Source organism: Flavobacterium algoriphilum (assembly GCF_048158655.1).
GTDB classification, from domain to species: domain Bacteria; phylum Bacteroidota; class Bacteroidia; order Flavobacteriales; family Flavobacteriaceae; genus Flavobacterium; species Flavobacterium algoriphilum.
Map to the genome: position 1 here is coordinate 83,959 of NZ_JBLNKY010000009.1, position 9,243 is coordinate 93,201.

At 35.3% G+C, this 9,243-nt stretch carries 8 protein-coding genes; all 8 read left to right on the plus strand.

The features are described 5' to 3' along the window. Nucleotides 1–279 precede the first annotated feature (279 nt). Entirely contained in the window at nt 280–1,191 is a 912-nt protein-coding gene (locus ACM55G_RS14330; RefSeq protein WP_416844624.1) for an AraC family transcriptional regulator, read from the plus strand. A 276-nt stretch (nt 1,192–1,467) separates the two neighbouring features. Then, on the plus strand, nt 1,468–2,034 hold the full coding sequence (gene hxlB, locus ACM55G_RS14335) for a 6-phospho-3-hexuloisomerase (protein ID WP_416844625.1): 567 nt from the start codon (nt 1,468–1,470) through the stop codon (nt 2,032–2,034). 46 nt (nt 2,035–2,080) lie between these two features. Beyond that, on the plus strand, nt 2,081–2,722 hold the full coding sequence (hxlA, locus tag ACM55G_RS14340; RefSeq protein ID WP_416844626.1) for a 3-hexulose-6-phosphate synthase: 642 nt from the start codon (nt 2,081–2,083) through the stop codon (nt 2,720–2,722). A 73-nt stretch (nt 2,723–2,795) separates the two neighbouring features. Next, nucleotides 2,796–4,202 (plus strand): NADP-dependent phosphogluconate dehydrogenase, encoded by a 1,407-nt coding sequence (gene gndA, locus ACM55G_RS14345; RefSeq protein ID WP_416844627.1) that lies wholly within the window; start codon nt 2,796–2,798, stop codon nt 4,200–4,202. A 17-nt stretch (nt 4,203–4,219) separates the two neighbouring features. Next, the gene (gene zwf / locus ACM55G_RS14350; RefSeq protein WP_416844628.1) at nt 4,220–5,761 is read left to right on the plus strand and encodes a glucose-6-phosphate dehydrogenase; all 1,542 of its coding nucleotides are present in this window, start codon (nt 4,220–4,222) and stop codon (nt 5,759–5,761) included. After that, entirely contained in the window at nt 5,745–6,461 is a 717-nt protein-coding gene (gene pgl / locus ACM55G_RS14355) for a 6-phosphogluconolactonase (RefSeq protein ID WP_416844629.1), read from the plus strand. Before zwf ends, pgl begins: the two co-directional genes overlap by 17 nt. Nucleotides 6,462–7,124: 663 nt before the next feature. Then, the gene (locus tag ACM55G_RS14360; protein WP_416844632.1) at nt 7,125–7,355 is read left to right on the plus strand and encodes a transposase; all 231 of its coding nucleotides are present in this window, start codon (nt 7,125–7,127) and stop codon (nt 7,353–7,355) included. Between the two features lie 923 nt (nt 7,356–8,278). Then, the coding region (locus ACM55G_RS14365) for a hypothetical protein (RefSeq protein ID WP_416844630.1) at nt 8,279–9,243 on the plus strand (965 nt) is incomplete at its 3' end.

A 9,243-nucleotide genomic window follows, 5' to 3' on the forward strand; every position in this document is an offset into this window, starting at 1 on the left:
CCCTTTTAAAATTAAGTATTAACAGAATGAACAGTACTCAATCTAATTTAAGACTAATTTCAAGCAAAACTATTTTCTTGAAATTTAGAAAAACGTATATTTGTCCCTTATTTTTTTAAGTAAATTTACTTCTACAGCGTTTTTCGAATATTTACATAGTTACAAATCTATTAACTTCATGTAAACAGAAAAACACTTGTATTAATTAAGCTAATTGAATTTAATAAATTATAGTTACAAGTATTATCGTTTGCTTAAAGTTGGTAATTTGAGCGCGCTATGAAGTTAAATAGAAAATATCACATGGACTTAAAAAGGTTTGAGATTAAGAAAAATATTCAAAAAACGGATGATAAAAATTTGTCTTTCCGCGTTTTTGACCTCGGGACGGAAAGTATTCAAGATTATTTGAAACCACATAAAAAAGATCATTTTTGTATTATTTTAGTGGAGTCTGGAACTATTAGAATACATATCGAAGACAAAATATATTTATTAAATTCAGGAAAAATAGCCGTTATTTTTCCTGATCAAATTCACTTTTTGTCCAATCTGAGTACTGATTTGACAGGTAAAATTATATTATTTGAAGAAGTATTGTTTTGTTCCGATATATTAAAAAATGAGCTTAGTGCTTATAATGTTAACCTATCAGCACACCTGAATTGTACCGCACTTTCTAGTCTTGAATTTGAACAGGTACTTCCAATTATAAAGAACATACAAGACATTTACAACGCCCCCAGCCTTGTCAAAAAGGAACAAGCGCGTTTTTATATCAAAATTTTCCTTTTAGGACTCATAGAGTCGATACATGGCCAGCATCCTGTTTTACATCATGATGCTCAAGGACCAAACCAACATACTTATATTGAGTTTAAAAAACTTTTGAACCATCAGTATAAAAGCGAGCGTACCGTACAATACTATGCCTCAAAACTGGCTATCAGTACTAAAAAGCTCAATGCACTAAATAAAAAATATTCTGGCGAAACTGCTATAAATGCTATCCACAACCGAATCCTTACAGAAATTAAACGACAATTATTATTCACTGATCTCTCACACAAAGAAATAGCATTTGACCTTGGGTTCAGTTCCCCATCTGCACTTAATAAATTTGTAAAAGCTAAACTAAAGGAAACCCCAACGGACCTACAAAACGAACTGGCGCAAATTTATACCGCATAGTCTTGTTTATATAACACCCTACCCTCACTGCTACCATATCTTTGCATCAGTAATTAATACTATTAAAATAAAGATCCACTGCTGTTGCTAAAAAAGCGATTCCAGCTTAATTTTTTAGTTTAATGCTGTTTAGGAGGAATTAAAATAAAAAGTTTCCTGTAATTTCAATTACGTAATACCAAAAGGCAAACACTCGAGAACAGCATGCATAATTACCCAATCGTATTACTATGAATTGGAATGCTTAAATGCGCATGACTACTTAAATAAAACAAAATGAACACGGATACTTTGACAAGCAATAATCTGCTTGCTATTTTGGATGAAAATAGACAATTAGCTAATCAGATAAATCCCCAACAAATAAAGGTTTTGGTTAACGAAATAAAAGCAGCCAAACGAATTTTTGTTATGGCAGCTGGCAGGAGCGGACTTGCATTAAAAATGGCAGCTATGCGGTTTATGCATTTAGGGTATACTGTATTTATTGTAGGAGAAACGAATACACCTGCTATTCTAAAAGGAGATTTGCTACTTCTGGCATCGGGTTCGGGAACTACTGCTTCAGTACTGTCATCGGCTGAGAAAGCTAGGAGTCAAAAAGCTACCGTTATTGCTATTACTGCCGATGCAGAAAGCAAATTAGCCGTATTGGCAGACACTATTATATTAGTAAACGCTGCAACAAAAACAGACTTCGGTGTTTCCGTCTCTCAACAATATGCAGGCAGCCTTTTTGAACAGTTTACATTATTGGTGCTAGAAAGTGTTTTTATGACCTTATGGCAAGAATCAGGTTTGACCAAAGAAGACCTATGGCCCAAACACGCCAACCTGGAATAACTATTTTTTATATTATTTATTATTAATTTTTTTTATACATTTAGACATGACAAAATTACAAGTCGCAATTGATTTACTTACTACAGAAGCAGCATTAGAATTAGCCCACAAAGTAGCACCTTACGTAGATATTATAGAATTAGGTACACCGCTAATTAAATCGGAAGGCCTAAAAGTGGTTACGGCAATGAAAGCCGCTTTCCCTGACAAATTAATTTTTGCAGATATGAAAATTGCCGATACTGGTTTCCTAGAAGCAGAGATCGCATTTTTAGCAGGTGCAGATTTAGTAACAGTTATGGGTGCTGTAGATAATGCTACCATAAAAGGAGCGGTAGAAGCTGCAAAAAAACACGGTAAAAAGGTAGTAGTTGATACTATTGGAGTTAAAAACAGAGTAGAAAGAGCTCAAGAGGTAACTGCTTTTGGAGTTGCTTTTGTAGAGTTACATGCTGGTCTTGACGAACAGACATTAGCAGGATACTCGGTACAAACACTTATTAGCGAAGGAAGATTAGCAAAAGTTCCCTTTTCTGTTGCAGGTGGTGTAAACATCGATACAATAAAAGATGTTGTAGCTGCTGGTGCAGATGTAGCTGTTGCAGGTGGTGCCATATATGGCGCTGAAGATCCTGCTGCTGCTGCTAAAGCATTAAAAGAAGCTATAAACAGTGTAACTGTAGCGTAATTATTGGATTAAGGCTGGAATTTACAAATAAATTCCAGCCTTTTTTTTTGTATAATAAATTTAGATACTAATTATGAAAACATTTGATTTTGGTATAGTGGGCTTAGGGGTAATGGGTCGGAATCTGCTCTTAAATATGGCTGACCAAAAACATGCTGTGGCAGGCTTGGATTTGGATGCGGAAAAAGTTTTATCCCTTTCACAGGAAGCTAATCCCCAACACCAAATTAAGGCCACAACAGAAGTGAAAGAGTTTCTAGCACTTCTCAAACAACCAAGAGCTATTATGATATTAGTACCTGCAGGAAAGCCTGTAGATACTGTCATTCAAAGCCTCCTGCCCCACCTAGATAAAGGAGACATTCTTATCGACGGTGGCAATACCTATTTTACGGATACTGACCGTAGATTTACAGAATTATCCACCAAAGGGATTCACTTTTTTGGAATGGGTATCTCTGGTGGTGAAAAAGGAGCCCGATTTGGCCCAAGCCTTATGCCCGGCGGTAATAAAGAAGCCTATGAAAGACTACGCCCTATTTTTGAATCCATAGCAGCCAAAGTGGATGGGGAACCTTGTGTAGAATATTTAGGCAACGGATCTGCGGGTAACTACGTAAAAATGGCTCATAACGGAATTGAATATGGTATTATGCAGCTTATTTCTGAGGTATACGATCTTATGAAACGAGGGTACGAACTAGACGATACTACGATTCAAAAAGTATTTGAAGACTGGAATGACACCGAACTTCAATCCTACTTGATTGAAATTACAGGACATATTTTAAAGCAAACAGATACCGACGGACAAAAGCTTATAAATGTAATATCGGATTGGGCAAAATCTAAAGGGACCGGAAAATGGACTTCCCAAAATGGGATGGACTTAGAAGTACCGCTTCCCACCATAGACGCAGCGGTAACCATGCGTAATATGTCTAAAAACAAACCGGAAAGAATTCAAGCTTCAGCAAAATTAATTTGGAATGCGGAACAAAGTAACACTGACCTGCCTTTGGCTATAGAAGCCCTTAAAGGAGCGTTACATTTCTCTATATTAATAACTTATGCCCAAGGATTAGCATTATTATCCAAAGCTTCTCAAGAGTATAATTATGATCTAAACCTGGAGACCATAGCTAAAATTTGGCGCGGTGGATGTATTATTCGTTCGGTAGTACTTGAAGATTTCCGACAGGCTTATGCAAAGAATAGTGAACTAAAAAACATACTTCTCGATGATACTATTGCAAAGGCTATAAACGAGAATCAATCCAGTATAAGATCTACGGTACAATTCGCAGTTCAAAAAGGGATCCCAATTGCTGGTTTAATGAATTCATTAGCCTATTTTGATGCTTACCGATCCGAAAAGCTTCCAACTAACCTTATACAGGCGCAGCGTGATTACTTCGGGGCACATACCTATGAACGCATTGACACTAACGGTATATTTCACACAGAGTGGAATAACTAAATTTTAAATGGAACAAAATGAATAATCTCGATACTATAAAGCCAACCATCATTCTTGTTTTTGGGGCAACAGGTGACTTAGCAAAAAGAAAGCTTTTCCCTGCCTTTTATAATCTTTACCTTGATGGTCGAATGCCAGAAAAGTTTGAGATCATTGCGCTAGGAAGGGCAAGAAGCAACGATGAGGCCTTTAGAAGCGATGTGAGCAATAACCTGACAACGTTTTCCAGAAATAAAATAACCTCTGATGAAGCCTATCAAAAATTTGCTTCTCATATCACTTATTTGCAAAATGATATCGACCAAGAAGAATCATTTAAGATACTAAAAATAAAGCTGGAGGCCATAGATTTGTCTTTTGGGGAACGTGCCAACAGACTTTTTTACTTGTCTATAGCGCCCTCATTCATTGCAACGATCTCTAACAATATTAAAAAATTAGAACTTGCCGCTAATCCGGAACAGGATCGCATAATTATTGAAAAACCCTTTGGCTACAATAAAAGTTCTGCAGAGTTACTAAATAAGCTATTGTCAGAAACCTTTGAAGAGAAACAGATTTACCGAATAGATCACTATCTGGGCAAAGAAACAGTACAGAATATCCTAGCTTTCCGATTTGGAAATTCAATGTTTGAGCCGCTCTGGAACCGTAACTTTATTGATTCTGTACAGATTACTGTTGCAGAAGAAGTTGGGGTTGAAGACCGTGGCGGTTTTTATGAAGGTGCCGGGGCACTAAGGGATATGATACAAAACCACCTGATGCAAATTTTAACCATGGTAGCCATGGAAGCCCCCAACTCCTTGCAAGCAGATGAGATTAGAAACCGCAAAGCTGACGTTTTAAAAGCGATACGCCGTATAACTCCTGAGGAAGTAAAACATTACACCGTAAGAGGCCAGTACGACAAGGGATCGATAAAAGGCAAACCAGTACCTGGATACCTGCAAGAAAAAGGAGTTGCATCTAATTCTAATACAGAAACATTTGTAGCGATGAAATTTTACCTTGATAACTGGCGCTGGCAAGATGTTCCCTTTTATGTCCGAACGGGTAAAAGAATGAAAGAAAAACAATCCTCTATAGTCATACAGTTCAAACCGGTAACCCATTCTACCTTTTCTTTTGGAAAAGAGGGGATGATGCCAAACCGTCTAATTATAAACATTCAGCCCGCAATGGATATTCGGTTACAGTTTATGACAAAAAAACCGGGGCTGTCTCTTTCGCTAAAACCTGCAGAGATGGTGTTTGATTATTTTTCATGCTCTACAAAATCACCGGAAGCTTATGAAACACTTTTACTGGATGCTTTGCAGGGAGATCCTACATTATTCATGCGTTCAGATCAGGTTGAAGAAGCTTGGGATGTGGTAACAACCATTCAGGAAGCCTGGGAAAATGATAAATTTTCAAGTTTATATCAATATGAAGCCGGCGGCTGGGGTCCTGAGGCAGCAAATGAATTACTGGCCCGTCAGGGACACACTTGGGCATCAAACACACTTAATAACGTAGAAGAAGAAAAAGAAGTAACAAATGGTAAGTATTTTTAATAATAAAGAAGAAATAGCACCCCACGCAGCCAATATATTTATAGCTGCTGCACAACATGCAATTCAGAAACGGGGCCGTTTTTTGGTAGTACTTACCGGCGGTTCTTCTCCAGTATCTATCTACAAGCTTTTGGCTACGCCCCAATACAAGACCAAAATAGATTGGAATAATGTTTTTATTTTTTGGGGTGACGAGCGATGGGTGGCGCTTGATGATTCTCGCAGTAATGCGAAAATGTCATATGACTTCCTTTTAAGTCATGTTGATATACCAAAAAGCAACGTATTTCCTATGTATAAAGAAGGTTTTTCACCTGAAGAATATGCTTTGGAATATGAAAAATCGATTAAAAATCTTACAGGAGAAGATGGACAATTTGACCTTATTTTATTAGGAATGGGCGATGATGGCCATACCGCTTCTCTTTTTCCCGGTGAAACCGTATTACAAGAAAATGATAAATGGGTATCGGCCTATTATCTAGAGTCGCAAAGTATGTATCGAATAACGCTAACAGCGCCTATAATCAATAAAGCCAAGGAAATTGTGGTTGTAACTTTTGGAGAAAATAAAGCGCACGCATTAAACCAAGTTTTATATGGAGATTATAATCCCGAAAAATATCCTATGCAATTAATTAAACCTATAGATGGAAAATTGTTGTTCTTAACCGATCAGGCAGCTATAAGTAGTCAATGATAATATGTCGAAAAATTGTAACCTTTTCTGCAAACAAGCAAAATAATATTCGACTAATCCGTGTAAAAAGTTAAGTACAAAATCTTAATTTTAACATATAAAAAAGCATGTGAAATTTATGACTTAGCTTTTAAAGAAAAATTGTTCAATTGGGTTATAGAAGAGATAACTTCACAGAACTGGCCAGAGTGTCAAGAGTTAACGCTTCACAGTTGTATAAGAGGTGAAAAAAGTATGACGAATCCGGAGAATCCAGTTTTTTAGGTAATGTCATTTAAAGAAACCGCCAGAATAAGAACGAAGTACTGAGCTTGAAAGAAAACTCAAAGTAAAAAGCCAGTTAGTTTCAGACAGAAAACAAAGAGTTGAGCTTACTATAGAAAAAATTATAATGTTTAGTAGTACAATAACAAAAAAAAGGAGTAGAAAAATTTGATTTCTACTCCTTTTTTCAACAAATAATTCTTAAAAAGACTTTTTCAGTGACGCTACTTTAAGCAGCCTTTTTTTTAATAAATTACAACTTTTAATTAATCCTTGTCATCTAAATCCGTTTCTTGTTCAAACAAGTTTTTTATTTGCTCTCCAATGGAAATGCAAACTTAGCCATTTCCGAAAGTTAAGAAATAATCTTAATTTTAACCTATAAAACAAGTCCGTAAAATTTACGACAAAGCTTTCAAAGATAAATCCGTCCAATTGAGTTTTGAGAGACCAAACATATCAGAACTGGCCAGAGAGCTGGGAGTAAAAGCACCACAGTTGTACAAATGGCGCAAAGAGTTCGAGGAATTTGGAGAGGGTAGTTTTCCTGGAAAAGGAAATTTAAAACTAAGTCTCGAACAAGAAAAAATTCACGAACTGGAGAAAAGACTCAAAGATGCCGAGTCATAGCGTAATATATTAAAAAAAGCAATCGGCATTTTTTCCAAGAGCGGTCGATGATTTATAGTTTCATTAAAAACAATGACCAACTATTTCCGATTTAAAAAATGTGCAAAGCCCTACAAGTGAGTAATATATAATATATCGAATTTAGTAACATCATTACCCATTAAGATTTAAACCCCGATTTAATGATTATTTTCTAATTCGGAATTTGGGTTAAAAATGTTTTAAATTTCTCTACTAAATTTCTTATACATTACGTTTTTTTATCGAATAGAACCGAATATTAACGATTTTTTTATTTTTAAATACCTATTGGTAATTTTTCTGTTACCTTTGGCTATTGTTTTAAAAATGTGGTTTTAGTCGTATAATAAAATAATTTCGAAAGTTAACAAATGGCTTAGGTAAAATCTTAATAATAAGTCTTTTTTTGTAGAGCGATGCTTCATATTCTTTTAGAAGTTAATCTTGTTTCTGTAAGTTACACTCCCCAAATGTGTAAGTTTTAGTTTTTAGCCTATTCATTGGTTAACAATTTTTTAATAAGTTTTTTATTTTTTTTGGCTAATTTTTCTTCGATATTATCCCCCATAATAATGTTTTTTTTGATGTTTCAATTCTTCATAAATATGATTTTTTGAAATTGTTCCCTTTACTGTAAGTTACATTTCTCCAATGTGTAAGTTTTCAGTTTTTATCCTACTTTATTTATTTAAGAGATTTTATGGATAATAATAGAGTATCCCTATTAAACTTGTTCTAATAAAAATATTTATGATTTGCAACGATTCATGGGGCAAGTCACAAGAGTATAATTTATTTGTAAATACAAAAACACAAACACTGTTAACTAGTATATTACAACTAAGATAACAGGTCTTAACTATCAATTTTTCAAGGACTATTCAACCTAAATTTCAGATATAATGAAATCAAAAATTACTTTTTTACTGGCATTCTTAATTTTTGTTGGTAATGTAAATTCGTATTCTAATGGTGTTAAAATTGACCCTCCAAAAGTGTCAACTTTAAGTAACAGAACTGTTCAATGTAATATTGAAGTTCCAACATCTTTAGTAACAGGTGCATTTGATAATTTAACAACTAGTTCTTCAACTTGTGGTTTATGTCTTAGTTGTGGCATTTCAAATGAGGCGAGGTTGACAGATCTTAGCTTAACTAATTTTGCGACAGCTTCAACTTTAAGCAGACTCGATGTTACTCATTATTTAAGGGTAACGGACATCAATGATACCTTTGCAGTCGGAAATTTTGCGAATTATAGAATTGCTCCGAGTAGAGGTTTATCATTAACATTACTGAATAATAATAATAATAATAATAATAATAATGAAACTGGTGTTTGGACAATTGATAATTTAAATAATGGTGCTAATACCTCTTTAACAAAAACGACAACTGTAACAGGAAATGAACCGGATCCAAATCTCAGTAATAATACTTCAACAACAACTGCTAACATAATTATCGCTAATGATGATACGGGTTCTCCTGTAAATGGAGGTATTGGCGGAGTGGCTTTCATTAATGTTTTGGATAACGACACGCTTAACGGTTTGCCTTTTCTACCTGTCCAAGTGAATACTACTTTTGTGTCTTCTACCAATGCTGGTGTTACACTTTCGGGCACGAATGTGATAGTTGCTGCTAATACTCCTGCAGGAACTTATTCTTTAATATATCAAATCTGTGAAGTTCTAAATCCAGCCAATTGTGACCTAGCAACAGTTTCAGTAACCGTATTTTGTGGGCAAGCGGCCGCAGTAACCCTGATTCAACCCACCTGCCTACTGCCAACGGGAACCCTTACGGTTACCGCTCCTATTGGTGTTGGATTGACCTACAGCATCGATGGTATCAACTATCAAAT